This window comes from Pseudomonas sp. PDM31, assembly GCF_019218965.1.
Lineage (GTDB): Bacteria > Pseudomonadota > Gammaproteobacteria > Pseudomonadales > Pseudomonadaceae > Aquipseudomonas.
In genome coordinates this window covers 62,498-85,595 of sequence record NZ_JAHUWS010000011.1, presented here as the reverse complement: position 1 = coordinate 85,595, position 23,098 = coordinate 62,498, and the positions used below count along the sequence as shown (strand labels likewise).

General features: G+C 60.5%; 23 protein-coding genes. 10 read left to right on the top strand and 13 right to left on the bottom strand.

The features are described from left to right. Window positions 1-7 precede the first annotated feature (7 nt). The 7 genes from mltB (at window position 8) to KW839_RS21190 (ending at window position 6,531) form a co-directional block, all read left to right on the top strand. A complete protein-coding gene (gene mltB, locus KW839_RS21220) occupies window positions 8-1,018 on the top strand; it encodes a lytic murein transglycosylase B (RefSeq protein WP_060543261.1) in 1,011 nt (336 codons plus the stop codon). After that, window positions 1,018-2,031 carry a septal ring lytic transglycosylase RlpA family protein gene (locus KW839_RS21215; RefSeq protein WP_060543262.1) on the top strand — a complete coding sequence of 338 codons (1,014 nt, stop codon included), beginning with the start codon at window positions 1,018-1,020 and terminating at the stop codon, window positions 2,029-2,031. The genes mltB and KW839_RS21215 overlap by 1 nt, the downstream gene beginning before the upstream one ends. 183 nt (window positions 2,032-2,214) lie before the next feature. After that, on the top strand, window positions 2,215-3,372 hold the full coding sequence (locus tag KW839_RS21210) for a D-alanyl-D-alanine carboxypeptidase family protein (protein ID WP_218425420.1): 1,158 nt from the start codon (window positions 2,215-2,217) through the stop codon (window positions 3,370-3,372). An 87-nt stretch (window positions 3,373-3,459) separates the two neighbouring features. Beyond that, window positions 3,460-3,735 (top strand): DUF493 domain-containing protein, encoded by a 276-nt coding sequence (locus KW839_RS21205; protein WP_060543264.1) that lies wholly within the window; start codon window positions 3,460-3,462, stop codon window positions 3,733-3,735. Further along, window positions 3,735-4,382, top strand: coding sequence for a lipoyl(octanoyl) transferase LipB (gene lipB / locus KW839_RS21200; protein WP_060543265.1), 648 nt, complete (start codon window positions 3,735-3,737; stop codon window positions 4,380-4,382). Before KW839_RS21205 ends, lipB begins: the two co-directional genes overlap by 1 nt. Window position 4,383: 1 nt before the next feature. Next, window positions 4,384-5,406 carry a lipoyl synthase gene (gene lipA / locus KW839_RS21195; RefSeq protein WP_060543266.1) on the top strand — a complete coding sequence of 341 codons (1,023 nt, stop codon included), beginning with the start codon at window positions 4,384-4,386 and terminating at the stop codon, window positions 5,404-5,406. 174 nt (window positions 5,407-5,580) lie between these two features. Further along, complete coding sequence (locus KW839_RS21190; protein WP_218425419.1) at window positions 5,581-6,531, top strand: LD-carboxypeptidase; 951 nt, start codon at window positions 5,581-5,583, stop codon at window positions 6,529-6,531. Between the two features lie 129 nt (window positions 6,532-6,660). Here KW839_RS21190 and KW839_RS21185 read toward each other — a convergent pair whose 3' ends face one another. The 5 genes from KW839_RS21185 to leuS all read right to left on the bottom strand — a co-directional run bounded on the left by KW839_RS21185 (window position 6,661) and on the right by leuS (window position 12,863). After that, window positions 6,661-7,983 (bottom strand): lytic murein transglycosylase, encoded by a 1,323-nt coding sequence (locus KW839_RS21185; protein WP_060543268.1) that lies wholly within the window; start codon window positions 7,981-7,983, stop codon window positions 6,661-6,663. A gap of 61 nt (window positions 7,984-8,044) precedes the next feature. Further along, window positions 8,045-8,209, bottom strand: coding sequence for an alternative ribosome rescue factor ArfA (gene arfA, locus KW839_RS21180; RefSeq protein WP_060543269.1), 165 nt, complete (start codon window positions 8,207-8,209; stop codon window positions 8,045-8,047). 277 nt (window positions 8,210-8,486) lie between these two features. Continuing rightward, window positions 8,487-9,524, bottom strand: coding sequence for a DNA polymerase III subunit delta (holA, locus tag KW839_RS21175; protein WP_060543270.1), 1,038 nt, complete (start codon window positions 9,522-9,524; stop codon window positions 8,487-8,489). Window positions 9,525-9,563: 39 nt separating this feature from the next. Further along, on the bottom strand, window positions 9,564-10,169 hold the full coding sequence (gene lptE / locus KW839_RS21170; protein WP_218425418.1) for an LPS assembly lipoprotein LptE: 606 nt from the start codon (window positions 10,167-10,169) through the stop codon (window positions 9,564-9,566). 87 nt (window positions 10,170-10,256) lie between these two features. Next, entirely contained in the window at window positions 10,257-12,863 is a 2,607-nt protein-coding gene (leuS, locus tag KW839_RS21165) for a leucine--tRNA ligase (protein WP_060543272.1), read from the bottom strand. A 281-nt stretch (window positions 12,864-13,144) separates the two neighbouring features. Here leuS and KW839_RS21160 point away from each other — a divergent pair, with 281 nt between their 5' ends. Together KW839_RS21160 and KW839_RS21155 are read left to right on the top strand one after the other, a co-directional pair. Next, window positions 13,145-13,465 carry a hypothetical protein gene (locus KW839_RS21160; RefSeq protein ID WP_060543273.1) on the top strand — a complete coding sequence of 107 codons (321 nt, stop codon included), beginning with the start codon at window positions 13,145-13,147 and terminating at the stop codon, window positions 13,463-13,465. 104 nt (window positions 13,466-13,569) lie between these two features. Continuing rightward, on the top strand, window positions 13,570-14,331 hold the full coding sequence (locus tag KW839_RS21155; RefSeq protein ID WP_218425417.1) for a YdcF family protein: 762 nt from the start codon (window positions 13,570-13,572) through the stop codon (window positions 14,329-14,331). Window positions 14,332-14,379: 48 nt separating this feature from the next. On the opposite strand, the gene lnt is transcribed toward KW839_RS21155, so the two are convergent. The 5 genes from lnt to miaB all read right to left on the bottom strand — a co-directional run bounded on the left by lnt (window position 14,380) and on the right by miaB (window position 19,798). Next, a complete protein-coding gene (gene lnt, locus KW839_RS21150) occupies window positions 14,380-15,903 on the bottom strand; it encodes an apolipoprotein N-acyltransferase (protein WP_218425416.1) in 1,524 nt (507 codons plus the stop codon). Window positions 15,904-15,911: 8 nt separating this feature from the next. Beyond that, complete coding sequence (locus KW839_RS21145; protein ID WP_060543276.1) at window positions 15,912-16,751, bottom strand: HlyC/CorC family transporter; 840 nt, start codon at window positions 16,749-16,751, stop codon at window positions 15,912-15,914. Between the two features lie 5 nt (window positions 16,752-16,756). Then, on the bottom strand, window positions 16,757-17,251 hold the full coding sequence (ybeY, locus tag KW839_RS21140) for an rRNA maturation RNase YbeY (protein ID WP_060543277.1): 495 nt from the start codon (window positions 17,249-17,251) through the stop codon (window positions 16,757-16,759). Then, a complete protein-coding gene (locus tag KW839_RS21135) occupies window positions 17,244-18,251 on the bottom strand; it encodes a PhoH family protein (protein WP_060543278.1) in 1,008 nt (335 codons plus the stop codon). Before KW839_RS21135 ends, ybeY begins: the two co-directional genes overlap by 8 nt. A gap of 218 nt (window positions 18,252-18,469) precedes the next feature. Continuing rightward, a complete protein-coding gene (gene miaB / locus KW839_RS21130) occupies window positions 18,470-19,798 on the bottom strand; it encodes a tRNA (N6-isopentenyl adenosine(37)-C2)-methylthiotransferase MiaB (RefSeq protein WP_060543279.1) in 1,329 nt (442 codons plus the stop codon). Window positions 19,799-19,934: 136 nt separating this feature from the next. Between miaB and KW839_RS21125 the strand changes: the two genes are divergently transcribed. Then, window positions 19,935-20,264: a DUF1820 family protein gene (locus KW839_RS21125; RefSeq protein WP_007894425.1), complete on the top strand. Its 330-nt coding sequence runs from the start codon at window positions 19,935-19,937 to the stop codon at window positions 20,262-20,264. 101 nt (window positions 20,265-20,365) lie between these two features. Here KW839_RS21125 and KW839_RS21120 read toward each other — a convergent pair whose 3' ends face one another. From KW839_RS21120 to thiE, 3 genes are all read right to left on the bottom strand, one after another. Continuing rightward, complete coding sequence (locus KW839_RS21120) at window positions 20,366-20,920, bottom strand: tetratricopeptide repeat protein (protein WP_218425415.1); 555 nt, start codon at window positions 20,918-20,920, stop codon at window positions 20,366-20,368. A gap of 227 nt (window positions 20,921-21,147) precedes the next feature. Then, a complete protein-coding gene (gene hemL, locus KW839_RS21115) occupies window positions 21,148-22,431 on the bottom strand; it encodes a glutamate-1-semialdehyde 2,1-aminomutase (protein WP_060543281.1) in 1,284 nt (427 codons plus the stop codon). Window positions 22,432-22,462: 31 nt separating this feature from the next. Continuing rightward, window positions 22,463-23,086: a thiamine phosphate synthase gene (gene thiE, locus KW839_RS21110; RefSeq protein WP_218425414.1), complete on the bottom strand. Its 624-nt coding sequence runs from the start codon at window positions 23,084-23,086 to the stop codon at window positions 22,463-22,465. Between the last annotated feature and the right edge of the window lie 12 nt (window positions 23,087-23,098).

The window sequence follows — 23,098 nt, the reverse complement described above, 5'->3', positions numbered from 1 at the left end:
GATTTCAATGCAAGCAATGCGTGGCTGGGTGACTCGATACGCGCCATGGGTCAGCCTGGTAAGCATCCTTGGCACAACGCAGTCAGCAATGGCCGGCGAATATGAAGGTTCACCCCAGGTGGCCGAATTCGTAGGTGAAATGACCCGCGACTACGGCTTCGCCGGTGAGCAACTGATGGGAGTGTTCCGCGAAGCCGAGCGCAAGCAGTCGATTCTGGATGCGATCTCCCGGCCTGCGGAGCGGGTCAAGCAGTGGAACGAGTATCGCCCGATGTTCATCACCGACGCGCGGATCGCCCGTGGTGTGGACTTCTGGCGTCAGCATGAGGCGGTACTGGCCCGTGCCGAGCAGGAATACGGCGTGCCGGCGCAGGTTATTGTGTCGATCATCGGCGTTGAGACCTTTTTCGGCCGCAATACCGGGAATTTCCGGGTGATCGATGCCCTGTCGACCCTGGGTTTCGACTATCCTCCCCGTGCCGAATTTTTCCGCAAGGAATTGCGTGAATTCCTGTTGCTGGCCCGGGAAGAACAGGTTGATCCATTGACGCTAAAAGGTTCTTACGCCGGTGCGATGGGGCTGCCGCAATTCATGCCGAGTAGCTTTCGCGCTTATGCCGTGGACTTCGACGGCGATGGCCACATCAATATCTGGACCAATCCGGACGATGCCATCGGCAGCGTTGCCAGTTATTTCAAGCGTCACGGTTGGGTTGCCGGCGAACCGGTGGTCAGTCGCGCCGATGTACGCGGCGAGCAGGTGGACGAAGGTTTGACCACCGGTATCGAACCGACGAAAACCGTCGGGGAGTTGCGGGCTCTGGGGTGGTCAAGTCATGATGCGCTGCGCGATGATATGCCGGTTACCGCTTTCCGCCTGGAAGGCGACAATGGCCCCGAGTACTGGATGGGCCTGAAGAACTTCTACGCGATCACGCGTTATAACCGCAGCGTGATGTACGCCATGGCCGTACATCAACTGTCTGAACAGCTGGTCCAAGCACGGGGCGTCAAGTAATGCGGGCATTGCCTATGGATAAACCCCTGAAGCTGATGGCTTTCGCCGCATTGGCGGTGCTGGTAGCCAGTTGCTCGACCAGTCGTGCACCGGCTCCTCAGAAACCCGCCCCCACCGCCGCCGTGCGCACCACGCCGGGGCTGGACATCAACCGTGCCCACAAGGATGGCGCACCCTGGTGGGATGTCGATGTTTCGCGCATCCCTGATGCGACGCCAACTCTGCACACCGGGCCCTATAAGGCCAACCCGTATACCGTGCTGGGCAAGACATATTTCCCGCAGCAGGAGTCCAAGACCTACGTTGCTTCAGGCACGGCCTCCTGGTACGGCACCAAGTTTCACGGTCAGAACACCGCCAACGGCGAAGTGTATGACCTGTACGGCATGAGCGCCGCGCACAAGACATTGCCACTGCCGAGTTACGTTCGGGTAACCAACCTGGACAACAACAAAAGCGTGATCCTGCGGGTCAACGACCGAGGTCCGTTCTATTCGGACCGGATCATCGACTTGTCCTACGCCGCCGCCAAAAAGCTCGGCTATGCCGAAACCGGTACCGCGCGAGTCAAGGTCGAAGGCATCGACCCGCAGGCCTGGTGGGCTGCCAAGGGCCGGCCGGCGCCGCTGATGCTCAACGAGCCAAAAGTCGCGCAAAATAGCGCCCCGGTGATTACGCCTTCGACCGGCACCGTTGAGCAATGGACGCCGCCGCCACAGCAACACGCTGCCGCCGTGGTGCCGGTGCAGCTTGATACCAAAAAAACCGCTTCTGCAGCGTCTGGCCAGTATCTGCAGGTGGGCGCGTTCGCCAACCCGGATGCTGCAGAACTCCTGAGATCGAAGCTCAGCGGGATGGTGAGCGCTCCGGTGTTCATCAGCTCGATCGTGCGCAATCAGCAAACCCTGCATCGGGTACGCTTGGGGCCGATCGGATCGCCGGGTGAAATCCAGCAAGTGCAAAACAGTGTGCGCCTGGCCAACCTCGGTTCGCCGAGCGTAGTGACAGAGTAAAATACGTAGGACTTGATTGACGGTTCACTCGCAGTTGGGGGTGAACCAGGTTGTTGGCTCGTCGAGAACAAAAGCCCGGCAAGGGTGACTGGAGTGAGCAACTAAACACGCGATGACTCGTTAGAAAGTCATTTGATTAGTTTTGCCTGCGGGCAAGTTTCCATTAGCGATTTCGAGAGACGGATGAACATCACCACCTTTGCCAAACGCCTGTTCCTGCTAGTCCCGCTGCTCCTCTCACCTGCCGCGTTCGCGGCCGAGATGATGCCGTCGCCACCGCAACTGGCCGCCAAGGCCTACGTGCTCATGGATGCCAGCAGCGGCAATGTGCTGGTCGAGAACAACGGTGACCAGCGACTGCCGCCGGCCAGCCTGACCAAACTGATGACCGCCTACATCGCGACCCTGGAAATTCGTCGTGGCCAGATGGGCGAAAATGATCCGGTGACCGTCAGCGAAAACGCTTGGCGTACCGGTGGTTCGCGGATGTTCATCAAGGTCGGCTCGCAGGTGACTGTCAGCGACCTGCTGCACGGCATCATCATTCAGTCGGGCAACGATGCCAGCGTGGCGCTGTCCGAGCACATCGCCGGCAGTGAAGATGCCTTCGCCGACCTGATGAATAAAACCGGCGCCGAACTGGGCCTGACCAACACTCACTTCATGAACCCGACTGGTCTGCCGAACCCTGAGCACTACTCGTCGGCTCATGACATGGCTGTGCTGGCTCGCGCGATCATCCACGAAGACCCGGCTCACTACGCGATCTACTCGCAGAAGGAGTTCTTCTGGAACGGTATCAAGCAGCCGAACCGCAACTTGCTGCTGTGGCGCGACAAGACCGTCGACGGTCTGAAAACCGGTCACACCGACGAAGCCGGCTACTGCATGGTGTCCTCGGCTGTTCGTGATGGCATGCGCCTGATCGCCGTGGTGTTCGGCACCAACAGCGACGTGGCTCGCGCCGCCGAGACCCAGAAGCTGCTGACTTACGGTTTCCGTTTCTTCGAAACCCAGACCTTCTATCAGAAGGGCACCGAGTTGGCTCAGGCTCCTGTCTGGAAAGGCTCCACCAACCAGGTCAAGGCTGGCCTGGCTCAAGACCTGACCATGACCCTGCCAAAAGGCCAGCTGAAAAAGCTCGCTGCCAGCATGACCATGAACCCGCAACTGATCGCGCCAATCGCCAAGGGCGACGTGATCGGTAAAGTCGAAGTGAAACTGGACGACAAGGTGGTGCATAGCGCCGATCTGATCGCTCTGGACGCTGTCGAGGAAGGTGGTATCTTCCGCCGCATGTGGGATAGCATCCGTCTATTCTTCTACGGCTTGTTCAACTGAATTTAGTGTGCACCCGCATGGCCCCGCGCTGATCCGGCGCGGGGGCATGCCCGTCGCCACGGCTTACGCTTACGAGGCCGTTACGCCATGACCGATACCGAAGTAAAGGCGCCAAAGATCGAATTCCCTGCCACTGATTACCCGGTTAAGGTGATCAGCGATACTGGCGTGGGCAACAAGGACAGGATCATCGACATCGTCAGGAAACACGCCACCATCAACGATGAGCGTGTTGACGAGCGCCAGAGCAGCAACGGCAAATACACCACCATTCAGTTGCACATTGTCGCGACCGACCAGGACCAGCTGTACAACATCAACAGCGAACTGCGGGCCACCGGTTTCGTGCACATGGTGCTGTGATGTCCGGCACGCTGGGCTTTCGCGAGCTCGGCCAGATGGCTTACGAGCCGGTCTGGCATGCCATGCAACGCTTCACCAACGAGCGCGGCAACGACGCCCCTGACGAAATCTGGCTGGTCGAGCACCCTGCGGTGTTCACCCAGGGCCAGGCGGGCAAGGCCGAACATCTGTTGCTTCCCGGTGATATTCCGGTGGTGCAGGTCGACCGTGGTGGTCAGGTGACTTACCACGGGCCGGGTCAGTTGGTGGCTTACCTGCTGCTCGATGTGCGCAAATTGGGTTTTGGCGTGCGCGATCTGGTCAGCCGGATGGAGCAATGCCTGATCGAGCTGCTGGCCAGTTACGGCGTGACCGCCGCGGCCAAGCCCGATGCGCCAGGCGTCTACGTCGACGGGGCGAAAATCGCTTCACTGGGTCTGCGGATCCGCCACGGCTGTTCCTTTCATGGCCTGGCCCTGAACGTGGACATGAACCTGGAACCGTTTCGACGGATTAATCCCTGCGGCTACGCCGGGCTGGCGATGACCCAGCTGAGCGATCACGCAGGATCGATTGAATTTGCCGAGGTAAGTGCCCGGCTGCGTGCGCAGCTCGTCAAACACCTCGACTATGCTGAGCAGACGACCCTAACGGGCGGAATCGACTGATATGACTACTGATGCAGTGCAAACCATGATCCCGACGCAGGATGTCACCGAGCGTCCGGCCCCGCGTGCCAAGGTTGAAGCCGGCGTAAAGCTGCGCGGCGCCGAAAAGGTTGCACGCATCCCGGTGAAGATCATTCCGACCACCGAACTGCCGAAGAAACCCGACTGGATTCGCGTGCGCATCCCGGTGTCTCCGGAAGTCGACCGCATCAAGGCCCTGTTGCGTAAACACAAGCTGCACAGCGTTTGCGAAGAGGCCTCTTGCCCGAACCTGGGCGAGTGCTTCTCCGGTGGCACCGCAACCTTCATGATCATGGGTGACATCTGCACCCGTCGTTGCCCGTTCTGCGACGTCGGCCACGGCCGGCCGAAGCCACTGGACGTCAACGAGCCGGAAAGCCTGGCCATCGCCATCGCCGACCTGAAACTCAAGTACGTGGTGATCACCTCGGTGGACCGCGACGACCTGCGTGACGGCGGCGCCCAGCACTTTGCCGACTGCATCCGTGAAATCCGCAAGCTGTCGCCGAACGTGCAGCTCGAGACCCTGGTTCCGGACTACCGTGGCCGCATGGACATCGCGCTGCAAATCACCGCCGCCGAGCCGCCGGATGTGTTCAACCACAACCTGGAAACCGTGCCGCGCCTGTACAAGGCTGCGCGCCCGGGTTCGGACTACCAGTGGTCGCTGACCCTGCTGCAACGCTTCAAGCAGATGATGCCGCACATTCCGACCAAGTCCGGCCTGATGCTGGGTCTGGGCGAAACCGACGAAGAAGTCATCGAAGTCATGAAGCGCATGCGCGAGCACGACATCGACATGTTGACCCTGGGCCAGTATCTGCAACCGTCCCGCAGTCACTTGCCGGTTCAGCGCTTCGTGCACCCGGACACCTTCGCCTGGTTCGCCGAGGAAGGTTACAAAATGGGCTTCAAGAACGTCGCCTCCGGTCCGCTGGTGCGTTCCTCGTACCACGCCGACGAACAGGCGAAGCTGGTCAAGGCCGAGCTGCTCGGCGCCTGATTGGGTGATTCACCGGAAAATGCCCGCATGGCTCCACAGCTCTGCGGGCATTTTTTTGCCTGTCTTACAGCGATGGCCGCTTTTTCCTGCAACCTGCGGGACGATTGACCCTCTTCTGTTTGTTCCCGTTCCTGACTACTGTGTGCTGAAGTTTTCACGCAGGGAGATTCACGGATGACCGCTCGACCGAACCACACCCTTTGGCCCCATGTTCCTGTCCCCGCCTTGCCGTCAGAAGGGCTGATTGGCGTTATTGCGCCTGCAGGACCCGCAGCGCTGGACACCGACAAAGCCGTGCAATGGATGCGTGCTCGTGGCTATTCACTGAAAGTGTTTCCCGGCGTATACGAGAAGGATGGCTACCTGGCCGGCAGCGACGAGGTGCGGCTCAATGATCTGCACGCCGCCTTCGCCGACTGTGAGGTGGATGCGATCATCTGCCTGCGTGGCGGATACGGGACGCCTCGTTTGCTTGATCGCATTGATTTTCAGCTGCTGCGCGATAATGCCAAGCCATTCGTCGGCTACAGCGATATCACCGCACTGCATCTGGCGATCAGCCGCTATGCCGGTTTTGTAACCTTCCATGGTCCGCTGCTCAATGCGGACTTGTTGGGAGATAAGCAAAAGCCCACCGAGTCCTCGTTTTTCAACATGCTGCGCGGTCAAATGAAGGCGGGCAGCGTACTGGCGCACCCGGTGGCCTACCCATTGACCATGATCGAGCCAGGCATCGCTCACGGGCGCTTGCTCGGCGGCAATCTGGCCATGATCGCCGCGACCATGGGCACACCTTACGAGATGGACGCCGAGGGTGTCATTCTGTTGATCGAGGACATCAACGAGCCGCTGTATCGCATCGACCGGTTACTCACTCAACTGCGGCTGGCTGGCACGTTGCACAAGTTGCGCGGTGTGCTGGTCGGGGATGTAGCGGGAGTGGAGATGGCAGCGCTGGACAGGTTGCTCAAGCAGACCTTCGAGCCATTTAAGATTCCGGTGCTGTCCGGGTGGCGCAGTGGGCACTGCGATCCGAACCTGACGTTGCCAATGGGGGCGTTGGTCAGGCTGGATGCCGGGAGCAAGGAACTGGTACTGGAGCAGGATGTGGTGGTCAGGCGCTAGACTTTCATCGCCTGTCAGTCAGTCTTCGCGAGCAAGCCCGCTCCCACATTCCACTCTGTTCGTATGCAAGAACGCGGTTCAATGTGGGAGCGGGCTTGCTCGCGAAGGCAGTTCCGGCCATTCGGCTAGTTAACGGTTACGCAACCCTTCCAGCAACTTGTGCGTCGGATACCCATCCGCTGGCCAGCCAAACGACTGCTGGGCGCTGCGGATGGCCTTGCGGGTGTTGGCGCCGATGATGCCGTCGGCAGTGCCGGCGTCGTAGTTTTGCGCGCTCAGCAGGTTTTGCAGTTCGATCCGCTCGGTACGGCTCAGCGGCAGGTCATCTTTGGGCCAGCTGCCCTGGATCTGGCCTGCGCCGTTGAAGCGCTCGGACAGCAGGCTTACGCCCAAAGCGTAGGATGACGAGTTGTTGTACTTGAGAATCGCCCGGAAGTTGTCGAGCACCAGGAACGCCGGGCCACGATAACCGGCTGGCAGCAGCAGCGCTGCGGACAGCTGTTCCGAGCCTGCCGGTGGCTGGGCTCCATTGGGCAGGGTCACGCCCAGCTGACGCCATTCGGCGACGCTCTTGCGAATCGTGCCATCGGCCAGCATGTAGTTGAAGCCCCCCGGCAATTGCACTTCGAAGCCCCATGGCTGGCCTCGCTGCCAGCCCGAGCTTTGCAGGTAATGCGCGGTCGAAGCCAGTGCGTCGGCGGAACTGCCCCAGATGTCGCGGCGACCGTCGCCATCGAAGTCCACGGCGTGGGTGTTGTAGGTGGTCGGGATAAACTGGGTCTGGCCCATGGCGCCCGCCCACGAACCGAGCATTTTCTCCGGTTGGATATCACCTTGCTGCAGGATTTGCAGGGCAGCGATCAATTGCGCGTGAGCGAAGTCGGGACGGCGGCCCTCGTAGGCCAGGGTCGCCAAGGAGTTGATCACCGACTGGCTGCCCTGGAACTGACCAAAGTTACTTTCCATTCCCCACACCGCGACCAAGGCCTGCCGATCGACGCCGTAGCGCTGCTCGATGCTTTGCAGGACATCGGCATACTGATTGACCAACGCCTGGCCTTTGCGAACCCGCAGTGGCGACAGGGCGCCGTCGAGGTATTCCCATACCGGTTTTGCGAATTCCGGTTGGCTGCGATCGGCACGGATCACACTGGGGTCGAAGCTGACATTGGCGAAAGCGCGATCAAACAGATCGGCGCGGATACCCGCGGCCAAGGCATCTTTGCGAAAACCCGCCTGCCATTCGGCAAAGGTCTGGGTTGGCTGTATGTCGAGGTTCTCACCTGTTGGAACCACAGGTGGAACAACCGCCGGTGCGGTAGCGACGGGAAGTGTCTGAAGCGGCTGAGCGTCGGCTGCGGTCGGTTTTTCCGCGCAGGCGACAAGCAAAATGAGGCTGGAGGCTGCAATCAATTGGCGCAGGTGCCAACGACGGGGAAGACAAAAGGGCATGCACGGGTCCAGGGAAAACGGATCAGGTACAGACCTTAACATGTAGAAGGGGTGCTGCGCTTCAAGCAGCCAGAAAGTAAGAAGCCTCCCAGCTATCAGACTGGAAGGCTTCGCGGCGGTAGCTGCCTTTGCCCTTGGCGGTTCGTTCCTGACGGCTGCGGAACAGGGGCTGGGCGATGATGGATTTGGCCTTGTTGGGGCCGTGTCTGGACGGCTTTTTGCTCATGATCGGATCTCTCGATTGAGTGATTTTTGCGCGGGGAAATAATCTGCTGAAGTTGGGGTTCTGTCTAGTCCCCACATTGTGTAGGACCTTTCCGTCTTCTGGGGCTTTTGTGGCGAGGGGGCTTGTCGGACCGCCGCACCGCCCCGTTCGGCTGCGAAGCAGTCGTAAAACCGGCGCCCGCGGGATTTCTGGACAAACGCTGTTGCAGATTTCAGGGCCGCTTCGCGCCCCAACGGGGTGATGCGGCATTCCGACAAGCCCCCTCGCCACAAAAAACTCACTCGGCGGGCAGCGACAGTCTCTGGCCGGCCATCAACAACGACAACCGACTGAGGCTCATCCACGGCGACCCGGCAGCCTGGCCCTTGATTTGCGCGTCGATGCGCTGAGCTTCCAGCAGCAACTGCGCCCAGCGTTGTGCCGAGTAGCGTTGCAGGGCCTTGCTCATCAACGGTTTGCGCTTGTCCCAGACAGGCGGTTTGGCCTGGCTGAATGCCTTGTCCAACGGCGTGCCCTGGCTGTATTGCAGGGAAATATTGGCCAGCAGACGCAGTTCACGGGCCAGGGCCCAGAGAATCACCGGCGGTTCAACGCCTTCACCGCGTAATCCTTCGAGCATGCGCAAGGCATGGGCCGCTTCGCCGTTGAGCACCGCATCGGTCAGGCCAAAGACATCGAAGCGTGCACTGTCGGCCACCGCAGCCTGCACGGTTTCAACAGTGATCTGTCCGCCTTCGGCCATCAGCTTGAGCTTTTCGATTTCCTGGGCGGCTGCCAGCAGGTTGCCCTCGACTCGAGCCGCGATCAGTTCAACGGCGTCCTGGCTGGCGCTAAGCCCTGCCTGGGACAGGCGTTGACGAATCCAGCTCGGCAGCTGGCTGACATCCACCGGCCAGATTTGCACAAACTGGGTCTGCTGACCCTCGACCAGCGCTTTGCCCCACTTGGTCTTCTGCGCACTGCCATCGAGTTTCGGCAGGCTGATCAACAGCAGCGTGTCTTCGGCCGGGCGCGAGCAGTACTCGATGAGCGCGGCAGCACCTTTGTCACCGGGTTTGCCGGAAGGCAGACGCAGTTCCAACAGGCGCTTTTCGGCAAACAGCGACATGCTGGCGCCGGCTTGCAGCAGCGTACCCCAGTCGAAACTGGCGTCGGCGGCAAATACCTGGCGCTCATCGAAACCCTGTTGGCGCGCGGCTGTGCGAACAGCATCGGCGGCCTCCTGGCACAACAACGGGTCATCGCCGCTGATGATGTAGACAGGCGCAAGGGTACCTTGCAGGTGTTTGGCGAGTTGGGCGGGAGCGAGCTTCATAAGAGAGGGCGAACGGGGCGCCTGAGCGCCCCGTAAGTCTTACTGCTGCGGCAGTTCGACAGGCGACTGACGCGGGGTGTTCGCTTCAGCCTTCTGTGCCGCTTCCAGTGCCGCGGCGTCAGCCTTGGCCTTGGCGTCGGCGGTCTGCTGCAACTGATCGAGCTGGGCCGGGGTCAGTTGTTGCAGACGCAGCATCATGCGCTGAACCAGCTCGCGACGGGTTTCTACTCGCGCTGTATCTGCTTCCTGGTCGGAGCCCACGAGGTTGTTGCCGTCGTGCATGAAGATTTTCTGCACTTCAAGCTTGTCGCTCAGCAGTGGCTGGTTGCCCTGGCCACGGATGTCGTAGCTCAGCACCGTAGTCACTTGATACTCACCAGCGCGGCCGGCACCGGCGTAGCTGAGGATGCGCTGGCTTTCCTGTTCATTGGTCAGCACCAACTTGTAAGGTGCGCCGGTGTAAACCTTGACCCCGCTGCTTTGCAGAACCTGACGCAGTTGGGTAACGGTTTGGCCGTAGGCGTCACGGGCGCTCACGTCGAGTTCCTTGATCGCCAGCTCGTTGGTGCCGGTGCCGCGCAGCTGAAAACCACAGGCGCTCAACAGGACCGCAAGGCCCATCACCAGCAGATTGCGTTTGATCATCTTGTTGCTCCCCTTGAAACCATGTGGGCCGACCAGGCGGCCCGAAAGGTTTTACTCGGCGCCAGGCGTACCTGGCGCCTGTTCCAATTAGCTGGCGACGATATTGACCAGTTTCCCGGGCACTACGATCACTTTACGAATGGTCAGACCGTCAACGAAACGCAGCACGTTCTCATTGGCGCGGGCGGCCGCTTCGACTTCTTCGCGGCTGGCGCTGGCCGGCATTTCGATGTGGCCGCGCAGCTTGCCGTTGACCTGGATGACCAACTGCAGGCTGTCCTGCACCAGAGCGCTTTCGTCCAGCACCGGCCAACCAGCATCGATCACCGGGTCGGCATGACCCAGTTGATTCCACAACTCGTGGCTGATGTGCGGGGTGATCGGGGCCAGCAGCAGCGTCACTGTTTGCAGACCTTCATGAACCAGTGCGCGATCCTGTTCGGTGCCTTGCGGGGCTTTTTCCAGCACGTTCATCAGCGTCATCACCTGGGCGATGGCGGTGTTGAATTTGTGGTTCTGGCCGACGTCATGGCTGGCTTGCTTGATGGCCTGGTGGATCGAACGGCGAATGACTTTCTGCTCGTCGTTCAGGCTGGCGATGTCCAGTTTGCCCGGCAGGCCCTGAATGACGTGGGCTTGAGCCAGACGCCAGACGCGCTTGAGGAAGCGGTGCGAACCCTCTACGCCGGAGTCGGACCATTCCGCGCTCATATCTGGCGGCGAGGCGAACATCATGAACAGGCGGCAGGTGTCTGCGCCGAACTGGTCGATCATCGACTGTGGGTCGACGCCGTTGTTCTTCGACTTGGCCATCTTCTCGGTGCCACCGATTTCCACCGGCAGGCCGTCTGCGATCAGCTTGGCGCTGATGACCTTGGCCTTGCTGTCGCGTTCGAGTTCAACGTCCGCCGGGTTGAACCAGGTGTAGGCACCGTTGGCTTCGCGACGATAGTAAGTCTCGGCGATCACCATGCCCTGGGTCAGCAGGTTCTTGAACGGCTCGTTGGAGCTCACCAGGCCTTCGTCACGCATCAGCTTGTGGAAGAAGCGCGCGTAGAGCAGGTGGAGAATCGCGTGTTCAATACCGCCGATGTACTGATCCACCGGCAGCCAGTGGTCGGCAGCGGATTTTTCTACCAGACCGCCTTCAAAGTGCGGTGAGGCGTAACGGGCGTAGTACCACGAGGACTCGACGAAAGTGTCCATGGTGTCGGTTTCGCGCTTGGCAGGCTGGCCGCATTTCGGGCAGCTGCACTCGTAGAACTCGGGCATGCGTGCCAGCGGTGAACCGGCGCCATCGGGTACGACGTCTTCCGGCAGTACGACCGGCAGTTGATCTTCCGGTACCGGCACGTCACCGCACGCAGTGCAGTGGATGATCGGGATCGGGCAGCCCCAGTAGCGCTGACGGCTGATGCCCCAGTCGCGCAGGCGGAATTGGGTGCGCGAGGCACCAAGGTTTTTCTTGATCAGCGCCACTTCGATGGCATCGAAGGCGCCAGCGAAGTCGAGCCCGTCGAATTCACCGGAGTTGATCAGGGTGCCGTGCTCACCGTAGGCGTCCTGCCAAGGTGCCGGGTTGGTGTCGCCAGAGCTTGTGCGCACCACGGACTTGATCGGCAGGTTGTACTTGGTGGCGAATTCGAAGTCACGCTCGTCGTGTGCCGGAACAGCCATGACCGCGCCGTCGCCGTAATGCATCAACACGTAGTTGGCGACCCACACCGGCAGTTTTTCACCGGTCAGCGGGTGCTCGACGAACAACGAAGTCGGCAAGCCTTTTTTCTCTTGAGTGGCGACGTCGGCTTCGGCGACGCTGCCGCCCTTGCATTCAGCGATGAACGCTTGCAGCTCAGGGTTGTTCTGTGCGGCCAGAGTGGCCAATGGGTGCTCGGCGGCCACGGCGACATAAGTCGCTCCCATGAGGGTGTCCGGACGGGTGGTGAAGACTTTCAGTGCACCGGCTTCGCCGATGGAGTCGACGTTGTACGGGAACTGCACTTCCATGCCGCGGGATTTGCCGATCCAGTTGCGCTGCATGGTCTTGACCTGTTCAGGCCAGCCAGTCAGTTCGTCGAGGCTATCGAGCAGCTCATCCGCATAGGCGGTGATCTTGAAGTAGTACATCGGGATTTCGCGCTTTTCGATCAGCGCGCCGGAACGCCAGCCGCGACCGTCGATCACCTGTTCGTTGGCCAGAACGGTCTGATCGACCGGGTCCCAGTTCACGGTGCCGCTTTTCTTGTAAATCACGCCTTTTTCGAACAGGCGAGTGAACAGCCATTGTTCCCAGCGGTAGTAATCGGGCTTGCAGGTGGTCACCTCACGGGACCAGTCCACCGCCAGGCCCAGGCTGCGCAGCTGGGATTTCATGTAGGCGATGTTTTCGTAGGTCCACTTGGCGGGCGCTACGTTGTTCTTCATCGCGGCGTTTTCCGCCGGCATGCCGAAGGCGTCCCAACCCATGGGTTGCAGTACGTTCTTGCCCTGCATGCGCTGATAGCGGGAGATCACGTCGCCGATGGTGTAGTTGCGCACGTGCCCCATGTGTAGCTTGCCGCTGGGGTAAGGGAACATGGACAGGCAGTAGTAGGTCTCCTTGCCTGGCTGTTCACTGACTTCAAAGGACTTTTGCTCGTCCCAGAACGACTGGGCGGCGGCTTCGATTTCACGGGGCTGATATTGTTCGTGCATGGCTACTTTTGAACTGAATAGGGGTGGCCTAATCCTCTTCAATGCAACGCTGGACGTTGAAGGCGCCGGATTGGCGTTTTCGATGTCCAGCCGAGCTGGAAGTGGAGTTACAGGAAGCGCCGTAGCATACATGACCGCGCTCTACCGAGGGAAACCCTGATTGTTGCCGCGCATCCGGCAAAAATGACTGCAAGGTCCGTTTGTCGCGGCGTTCAGCCGGTTTGTTCATGGAAGCTAAGCTCTAACTGGGGAGTAGGTCTTATCTTCCAATGAGGTGAGGGATGGTTGAGTCACAACGAAAAGCTACTAAGCCGGAGCTGTACGAAAGACTGATTGATCGTCTGGGCATGGCCCTGGAAGCGGCGAAAACTGCTGGACGGCTGCGTGACGTACGCCCTCTGGAACTGGAACTGCGTGGCCTGAGCCCCGCAGAGTTTGCACTGGTCAAGGCGTATCTGGATCGCAGTGAACGTGAGACACACGGATACCTGTCAGAAGCGATAAAGCAACTCGATACACCACGTTCGGCCAAGATCATCTGGCTCAAGGACAAAGTCCCCGGCAGAGACGCGGTAAAGGTCCGGTCTTTGCAGTTCAAATAGGCAAAGAGCCATGCACCATGATTTTTTCCAAGCATAGTCTTTGCGTATCGATTGTTGTATTGCGTCAACCCACTTAGGCTTCGGGCATCTCAGGGAGATGCTCGATGCCGTTTCGTTATTTCGTTAAACAACTTCTTCTGCCACCCGGCATTCTCTTGCTGCTGCTTTTGCTCGCCTGGTGGCTGCGCCGCTCAAGGCCGCGGCTTGCGGGTGCGTGCTTTGCCCTCGGCCTGGGCGGGCTCTGGCTGATGAGCCTGCCGGTCGTAGTGCAATGGAGTGCCAGCCAGCTTGAACGTGAGCCCCCTCTGGCTCGCGACGAATGGGCAACCCTGGGACAGCGCGCCGACGCCATCGTGGTGCTCGGTTCCGGGCGCGAGCGGGGCGATGTGGCCTGGGGCGCCGACCAGCCCACGGGAATCGGCCTGGAGCGTCAGCGCTACGCGGCGCGGCTGGCCAAGGCGTCTGGTTTACCGGTGCTGACCAGTGGCGGGTTGCATTTCGGCACGCCGCCCAGCGAGGCGCAGTTGATGGCCGATTCCTTGCGCGATGATTTCGGTGTGATGGTGCGTTGGCAGGAAGGGGGCAGCCGGACCACCTGGGAGAATGCGCAACTCACGGCGCAGGTATTGTTACCCGAAGGCATCAAGCGTGTGGTGGTGGTCACTCATGCGGCGCACATGCCTCGCGCGGTCTGGAGTTTCCACAAGGCAGGATTTGAGGTGGTGCCCGCCCCGGTCGGTTTCCTTGGCGGCGACAACGCCCTGCCGTTGGGCGGCTGGATGCCGGAGTACAAGTCGATCTGGCAGAGCGGGCAGTTGATGAATGAGGCGGTGGGGCAAGTCGGGTATTCGATTTTTTATCGCTGAACCCTGTGGCGAGGGGGCAAGCCCTCTCGCCACAAAAGGCCGCCAGTCTCAGACGGTTTTCGCCATCCGGTTCGCCACCAGCGCCCAGCCAAACAACAGCACACAAAGGGTGATCAACGGCCATGAACGCCACTGCAGATAAGGCGTCAGGTTGTGCATCGGCACCACTTCACCGTACAGGATGCCTCGCTCGAACTGCGGGATCTGGGCGGTGATCTGGCCGAATGGATTGATCAGCCCGGTTACACCGTTGTTGGTCGCGCGGATCATCCATCGACCGGCTTCCAGCGCGCGCATCTGCGCCATTTGCAAGTGTTGCAGCGGGCCTATGGAGGTGCCGAACCAGGTGTCGTTGCTGATGGTCAGCAGCAGATCGCTACGGGCGGCCAGGCTGGCGGCAAACTCCGGATAGACCACTTCGTAGCAAATGTACGGCGCGATCTGATAACCCTTGGCTTGCAGCAAAGGCTGGTCGGCCGGGCCTCGGGCGAAGTCCGACATCGGCAAATCGAAGAATGCGATCAGGCCTCGCAGCACATCCTGCAGTGGCACGTATTCGCCAAACGGCACCAGTTTCTGCTTGAGGTAAGTACCATCGCCTTCACCCGTCACGGTAATGCCGTTGTAAAAACGCTTTTCCTGGTGGACCATTTGGCGGATCGGCACGCCGGTAATCAGCGCCGAATTACGCTCGGCTGCAAAATTGCCCATCATGTTCAGGTAGCCCTCGGCGGACTCCTTGAGCACCGGCACCGCCGTTTCCGGCCAGATCAGCAGGTCGACGGGTTTGGAGCTGAAACTCATGTCGCGATAAAGCGCCAACTGCGCGTTGAGCTGCGCCGGGTCCCACTTCAGGCTCTGTTCGACATTGCCCTGGATCGCCGCGACACTCAGTGGTGCCCCGGCCGGGCTGGTCCAGGCATGATGCTTTAGGGCGAAACCCGCCACCCAGGGGCCGACCAACAGCAAAGCGCCCGCTGCAATGAAGCCTTTGCGGCCAGTGCGAACCAGGCGCAGGGCGTTGTAGAGCAATGCTGCGGTCAGGGCCAGGGTGAAGGAAATCAGCCACATCCCGCCCACCGGCGCGAGGCCGGTCAGCGGGCCGTCGAGCTGACTGTAACCCGAGTAGAGCCACGGAAAGCCGGTGAGAAACCAGCCGCGAAAGGCTTCCTGTCCAACCCACAATGCAGCAAACGCCAGGGCATCGGCCAGTGGAGCCTCGTTGCGACGCAACCAGCGCGCCCACAACCAGGCGGGCAGGGCGAAGAACCAGGCAATCGCCGCCGTGAAGAGCAGCATGAGGAAGCCGGCCAGCAGCATTGACGCGCCACCGAAGTGGTGGATGCTGTAGTAGATCCAGCTGGTACCGGCACCAAAAAGTCCGAAGCCGAAGCACCAGCCTCGACCAAGGGCCTGGCGTGGACTGAGCTCACGCAGGCCGGCGTAGAACAATCCGACCGCCAGTAATGCCAGCGGCCAGATATCGAACGGCGCAAGCGCCAGGGTGGTGATTGCACCGGCCGCCACGGCCAGCAGGTTACCGGGCCAGCCGGGGCGGGTTGTCCAGCGCATTTCAATCCTTAGCGAGCAATGGGTGTCAGACGCAGCAGGTGAATCCTTCGGCTGTCGGCATTCAGGATGCGGAAGCGGTACTGGCCGATTTCGGTGATTTCGTTGCGTTTTGGCAGGTGCCCGAACGCACTCATCACCAGGCCGCCGACGGTGTCGAACTCGTCGTCGGAAAATTCGCTGTCGAAAAACTCGTTGAAGTTCTCGATCGGCGTCAGTGCCTTGATCAGGAAGTCTCCGCTTGGCAGCGGCTTGATGTAGCTGTCTTCCTCGACGTCGTGTTCGTCTTCAATATCACCGACGATCTGTTCCAGGACGTCTTCAATCGTCACCAGACCCGCCACACCGCCGTATTCGTCGATGACGATGGCCATGTGATTGTGGTTGGCGCGGAACTCGCGCAGCAGCACGTTCAGGCGCTTGGACTCCGGCACGAACGTGGCCGGACGCAGCAGGTCCTTGATGTTGAAGCTGTCGCCATTTTCCTTGAGGATCAATGGCAGCAAGTCCTTGGCCAGCAGCACGCCCATCACGTCATCGTGGCTTTCGCCGATCACCGGGTAGCGGGAGTGGGCCGAGTCGACCACGGCTGGGAGGAATTCGCGGGGTGTCTGGGTCGCCTTGATGCTGACCATTTGCGAACGCGGCACCATGATGTCGCGTACCTGCAGGTCGGCTACCTGGATGGCGCCTTCGACGATGGCCAGCGCTTCGCTGTCCAGCAGTTTGTTCTGGTGTGCGTCGCGCAGCAGCTCCAGCAGCTCCTGGCGGTTCTTCGGCTCGTGGGCAAAAGCCTGGGTGAGCTTACCCAGCCATGACTTCTGCCCGTTGCTCGATCGATCTTCGCTCATAGCGATTACTCTGAATCCTTTGTTGTTTCGGTAGGGGAAATATCAGTTTCGTCGTCCGCGTACGGATCGGGATAGCCCAGCTCTGCAAGCAACGTTCGTTCCAGTGCTTCCATTTCTTCGGCTTCTTCGTCGTCTATATGGTCGTAACCAAGCAGATGCAAGCAGCCGTGAATCACCAGGTGTGCCCAATGGGCCTTGAGTTCCTTGCCTTGCTCGGCGGCTTCGCGCTCGACCACCGCCACGCAGATCACCAGATCGCCCAGCAACGGGATGTCGAGAAACTCGTCGGGAACATCCGCCGGGAACGACAAGACGTTGGTGGCGTAATCTTTCTGCCGCCAAGTGTGGTTCAGCTCGCGGCCTTCGGCTTCGTCGACCAAACGAATGGTCATTTCCGAGTCGGCGCTACGCTGGCGCAGGGCCAGTTCACACCATTGGCGGAACTCGGCTTCGCTGGGCGCGCGCGCTTCGGTGGCGATTTGCAGGTCTAGCTCAAGCATCGCGGCGGCTATCCTTGGCGGCTGCATCATCGGCCGCTTTGGTTTCGAAGCGCTCGTAGGCTTCGACGATGCGCTGCACCAATGGGTGGCGCACGACGTCCTTGGGCTGGAAATGGGTGAAGCTGATGCCCGGGACATCCTTGAGCACTTCTATCACGTGATGCAGGCCGGACTTGGTGCCGCGAGGCAGGTCGACCTGGGTGATGTCGCCGGTAATGACTGCCGTGGAGCCGAAGCCGATCCGGGTCAGGAACATTTTCATCTGTTCGACCGTGGTGTTCTGGCTTTCGTCGAGGATGATGAAGCTGTTGTTCAGGGTGCGCCCGCGCATGTAGGCCAGCGGCGCGACTTCGATCACCTGGCGCTCGATCAGCTTGGCGACGTATTCGAAGCCGAGCATTTCGTAGAGTGCGTCGTAGAGCGGACGCAGGTACGGGTCGATCTTCTGCGACAGGTCGCCGGGCAGGAAGCCGAGTTTTTCACCGGCTTCGACCGCAGGACGAACCAGCAGGATGCGGCGGATCTGCTCGCGTTCCAGCGCATCGACCGCACAGGCGACAGCCAGGTAGGTCTTGCCGGTACCGGCCGGACCAATGCCGAAGTTGATGTCGTTACCGAGGATTTCCTTGACGTAGCGCAGTTGATTCAAGCCGCGGGGGCGAATCATGCCTTTCTTGGTGCGCAGGGCTACGGAGGGTTCGGCGGGGGAGTGGTTGTCCAGCTCCTCGATGGCCGATTCCTGCAGGAACAGGTGGACCATGTCCGGCGACAGCTCGGTACCCTTGGTTTCCCGGTACAGGCGGCGCAGGAGGTTTTCCGCGGAGGAGGTGTGTTTGGGCTCGCCGATCAGTTCGAACTGGTTTCCGCGATTGCGGATCTCGATGCTCAGGCGCTGTTCGATCAAGCGCAGGTGCTCGTCGAATTGCCCGCACAGATTGGCAAAGCGGCGAGCCTCAAAGGGCTCGAGGATGAAACGATGTGGTTCTATGGGTGCGTTCAAGGTCGTATTTAGCCGCCCTGGGGCAATTGAGATGAAATCAAGGATAACGCCAGTGGCGTGGGTGCGAAAGCTCTTAAATAAGATGCACGAATTCGCTACTTGACTGTGGCGGGGGGGCTTGCCCCCGTTCGGCTGCGATGCAGTCGCAAAGTATAGGGAGCGCTGCGCAATCCAGCGGGGGCAAGCCCCCTCGCCACAAAAGCCCGGCTCCCACAGTGTTACTGGATCAGCGAACCCCGCAGCGAGTGCGGTTGCGCGGCATCGATGTGCACATCGGCGAACTGGCCGATCAGGGTCGGATTGTCGCAGCGGAAGTTGACGATCCGGTTATTCTCGGTGCGACCCTGCAACTCGCCGGGGTCTTTTTTCGAGTAATCGGTCACCAGGATGCGCTGGACCGAGCCGACCATTTGTCGGCTGATCTCGAAACCTTGCTGGTTCAGGCGATGTTGCAGGGCGTTCAGCCGTTCTTTTTTCAGTTCTTCCGGCGTGTCATCGGCCAGATCGGCTGCCGGAGTACCCGGGCGCTGGCTGTAGACGAACGAGTAGGAGAAGTCGAAACCGACGTCCTCGATCAGCTTCATGGTCTGTTCGAAGTCTTTCTCGGTCTCGCCCGGGAAACCGACGATGAAGTCCGAGCTGATGCAGATGCCCGGCACGGCGGCCCGTAACTTGCGCAGCTTGGATTTGTACTCCAGCGCTGTGTGGTTGCGCTTCATCGCTGCCAGGATGCGGTCCGAGCCCGATTGCACCGGCAGGTGCAGGTGTTTGACCAACTCCGGTACCTCGGCGTGGGCCTGGATCAGGCTGTCGGAGAACTCCAGCGGGTGCGAAGTGGTGTAGCGGATGCGATCGATGCCGTCGACAGCGGCCACCACGCGGATCAGTTCGGCCAGATCAGCCAGGCGCCCGTCATGGGTAAGGCCGCGATAGCCGTTGACGTTCTGCCCCAGCAAGGTCACTTCGCGCACACCGTTCTCGGCGAGGTGAATGATCTCGGCGATCACGTCGTCGAACGGCCGGCTGACTTCTTCGCCGCGGGTGTAGGGCACCACGCAGAACGTGCAGTACTTGCTGCAGCCTTCCATCACCGACACATACGCGCTTGGGCCGTCGATACGCGGCTCGGGCAAATGGTCGAATTTTTCGATTTCCGGGAACGAGACGTCGACCTGCGGCAGCCGGGTGCTGCGCGCAGCGTCGATCATTTCCGGCAGGCGGTGCAAGGTCTGCGGGCCGAACACCACGTCGACGTACGGGGCGCGGTCGCGGATGGCGGCGCCTTCCTGACTGGCCACGCACCCGCCGACGGCGATCACCATTTCAGGGTTGGCCAATTTCAGCTCGCGCCAGCGGCCGAGCTGGGAGTACACCCGGTCCTGGGCGCGTTCGCGGATCGAGCAGGTGTTGAGCAGGATCACGTCGGCGTCTTCAGCGCGAGCGGTGACTTCCAGGGCCTGATGTTCGCCCAGCAGATCGACCATGCGCGAGCTGTCGTACTCGTTCATCTGGCAACCGTGGGTTTCGATGTAAAGCTTCTTGGCCATGGAATAGAGTCATCACGTGATTCAAAGAACCGCGCATTATAGGGAACATGTTCCAAGGTTCCTACCGCTGTGCGTCCGGCGGCTATGCTATAGTTCGCGCCCTCATTTTTATCCCCCGATGTGTTGCTCGCCCACCATGACCAAACGTGAAGCTCCAATCTACAAGGTGATTTTTCTTAACCAGGGCCAGGTGTACGAAATGTATGCCAAGCAGATCTATCAAAGTGATCTGTGGGGCTTCCTGGAAGTGGAAGAATTCGTCTTTGGCGAGCGCACGCAAGTGGTCGTCGATCCGAGCGAAGAAAAGCTCAAGGCTCAGTTCGAGGGCGTTGTGCGCAGTTTCGTGCCGATGCATTCGATCGTGCGCATCGACGAAGTCGAGCGCCTGGGTACGCCTAAGATCAGTGAAGCCCGCGGCGCGGTCGGCAATGTGATGCCGTTTCCGATGCCGATGCCTGAGAAGTAGGGCATTTGTGGTAAGGGGGCTTTTGTGGTGAGTGGGGTGCGGCGGTCCGACAAGCCCCCTCGCCACAGTGCAGCCCCTCACCACAAAATCATTTGTGACAATTAAGGCAGCGGCGCAAACGGCGTGCGCCCATCGGCACTCTGCAATTCCATCAAATATTTACGGAATATTTGCCCCAGCACCTGGGTAGCGATTTCCAGTTCTTCGCGCGGCATCTTTTCCGTGACTTCGTCGGCGGTGTCCAGCGCATCTTCAGCGCCATTGACCGCCGCCATTTTCAGCAAGATATAGGCTTGAACGTTGTTGGCCGGTACGCCTTCGCCGTGGAAGAACATGGTGCCAAGTTTGAATTGCGCCTGGGCGTGGCCCTGCAGCGAGGCCTTTTCGAAATAGCTCAGGGCTTGATTGAGGTCGCGCGGCGCGTTTTTGCCGTCGTAGTAGAACTCGCCCAACTCGTATTGCGCCTGGGCATCCCCTTCATCCGACGCTTTCTGGCAGGCGGCGAGTGCCTGGGCCAGGTCCTGCGGCTGGGTATTGAGGGTGCAGCGACCCATCGCTGGGATTAACAACGAGTTGCCGCCTGCTTGTGCGTGCGCGAGCAGGGGCTGAAGGAGCAACAGGCAGCCCAGTGAAAGGGCGCGGCCGGTGCGGTTCATGGGAATCGACTTACCTCTGAAGGGCGCGCGGACCCATCGAGGGGATCCAATAAGCGCGCATTATGAAATAAGCAGGGGCAACCTTACAAAGTCTTTACTCGTTTTTCTGCTGCGTGGGAAATATATCGCCCACTTTGCGGGGAATTATGGGCGGGGGGAGTCAGATAAAGCGCAGGAATGCAGGTGAAAAGCTGACGCTGGCAGTGACCAGCGTCAGCGCAGCACCCTTACTTCAATGCAGCGAAGGCGCGCTCGGCGGCATCCAGGGTCAGTTTCAACTCGGCTTCGCCATGGGCGATCGAGGTGAAGCCGGCTTCGAACGCGCTCGGTGCCAGGTAAACGCCACCTTCCAGCATCAGGTGGAAGAAACGGCCGAACAGGGCGGCGTCGCTGGCCATGACGTCATCGAACGTCACGATGTCGTCGGCACCGCTGAAATACAGACCGAACATGCCACCGGCCTGGGTGGTCACGAACGGAATGCCGGCTGCATCGGCGCGTTGTTGCAGGCCGTCCAGCAGGCGAGTGGTGTAGTCGGTCAGCTCGGCGTGGAAGCCCGGACGGCTGATCAGGCGCAGGGTGGTCAGGCCGGCGGCCATTGCCAGCGGGTTACCCGACAGTGTACCGGCCTGGTAGACCGGGCCCAGCGGTGCGATGCGCGACATGATTTCGCGCTTGCCGCCGAAGCAGCCGACCGGCATGCCGCCGCCGATGATCTTGCCGAAGGTGGTCAGGTCCGGCTTCACGCCGTAGTGCGCCTGGGCGCCGCCGAGGGCGACACGGAAACCGGTCATGACTTCGTCGAAAATCAGCACCACGCCGTGTTTGTCGCACAGCGTCCGCAGGCCTTCGAGGAAGCCCGGAGCCGGTGGTACGCAGTTCATGTTGCCGGCCACGGGTTCAACGATGATGCAGGCCACGTCCTGGCCAACTTCGGCGAGCATGGCTTCAACTGCGTCGATGTCGTTGAACGGCAGGGTCAGGGTGTGTTTGGCGAACGCTGCCGGCACACCGGCCGAGCTCGGCACGCCTTGGGTCAGGGCGCCGGAACCGGCCTTGACCAGCAGGCTGTCGGAGTGACCGTGGTAGCAGCCTTCGAACTTGATGATGCTGTCGCGACCGGTGAAGCCGCGGGCCAGGCGGATGGCGCTCATGGTTGCTTCGGTACCGGAGCTGACCATGCGCACCATTTCCATCGACGGCACGAGCGAGCAGACCAGATCGGCCATCTGGGTTTCCATCTCGGTCGGTGCGCCGTATGACAGCCCGTGCTCCAGTTGCTTGCGCACCGCGTCCAGCACGTCCGGATGGCTGTGACCGAGGATCATCGGCCCCCAGGAACCAACGTAGTCCACATAGCGTTTGTTGTCTTCGTCGGTGACGTAGGCGCCTTCAGCGTGCTTGAAGAACAACGGCGTGCCGCCAACGCTCTTGAACGCGCGCACCGGCGAGTTCACGCCACCGGGGATGTGTTTCTGGGCATTGGCAAACAGGGTTTCGGAACGAGACATGATCGGGCTCTCAAATCGGATTTTAAGCTACTTAAATAGAAAGCAGTTCGTTGAAGGCGCGGGCGCGGCGGGTCACTTCAGCCGTGCTCTGTGCACCAAACAGGCCATGCACCACCGCCAGCAGATCAACGCCATGGGCCACCAGCGGCGCGGCGTTATCAAGGGTGATACCGCCGATCGCGCAGATCGGCAGGTGCAATTGCTTGCGGGCCTGGTCGAGTAGTTCGAGGCTGCAAGTGGGTGCGCCGGGCTTGGTGCTGGAATTGAAGAAGCGGCCAAAGGCGACGTAACTGGCGCCTTCTTTTATGGCTTGCTCAGCCAGTTCGATTTGCGCATGACAGGTCGAGCCGATGATCGCTTTGGAACCGAGCAGTGCGCGGGTCGGCGACAGTGGGCCGTCGGTCTGGCCAAGATGCACGCCGACGTTCAGGCGCGCGGCCAACTCCGCGTCGTCATTGATGATCAACTGGGTCTTGTATCGATCGCACAGATCGCGCAAGGCTTCGGCCTCGCGCAGGCGGCGGGCCTCATCGCTGCTCTTGTCGCGGTACTGCAGCAAGGTGACGCCACCTTCCAGTGCCGCCTCCACGTACGAAAGAAGTTTACCGGCCAGCAACTGGCTGTCGGTAATGGCGTACAGGCCACGTAGTTTCATCGGACTAGCCTC